This is a genomic window from Bacillus cereus group sp. Bce019 (assembly GCF_051781745.1).
Classification (GTDB): Bacteria; Bacillota; Bacilli; order Bacillales; family Bacillaceae_G; genus Bacillus_A; species Bacillus_A cereus.
The window spans coordinates 1-253 of sequence record NZ_JBPWJX010000240.1; the positions used below are offsets into that span (position 1 = coordinate 1).

Sequence of the window (253 nt, forward strand, 5' to 3'; positions counted from 1 at the left end):
TATGCGCCCGTAGCTCAATTGGATAGAGCGTTTGACTACGGATCAAGAGGTTAGGGGTTCGACTCCTCTCGGGCGCGCTTTTATTAACGGGAAGTGGCTCAGCTTGGTAGAGCACCTGGTTTGGGACCAGGGGGTCGCAGGTTCAAATCCTGTCTTCCCGATATTCCTAAAAAACATGGGGCCTTAGCTCAGCTGGGAGAGCGCCTGCCTTGCACGCAGGAGGTCAGCGGTTCGATCCCGCTAGGCTCCACTT

At 55.7% G+C, this 253-nt stretch carries 3 tRNA genes; all 3 read left to right on the forward strand.

The window, feature by feature from the left end:
• Positions 1-3: 3 nt before the first annotated feature.
• Positions 4-77: transfer RNA gene (locus ACS2QP_RS28170), tRNA-Arg, on the forward strand.
• 10 nt (positions 78-87) lie between these two features.
• A tRNA-Pro gene (locus ACS2QP_RS28175) sits at positions 88-161 on the forward strand.
• A gap of 16 nt (positions 162-177) precedes the next feature.
• Positions 178-250, forward strand: a tRNA-Ala gene (locus ACS2QP_RS28180).
• Positions 251-253: the final 3 nt, after the last annotated feature.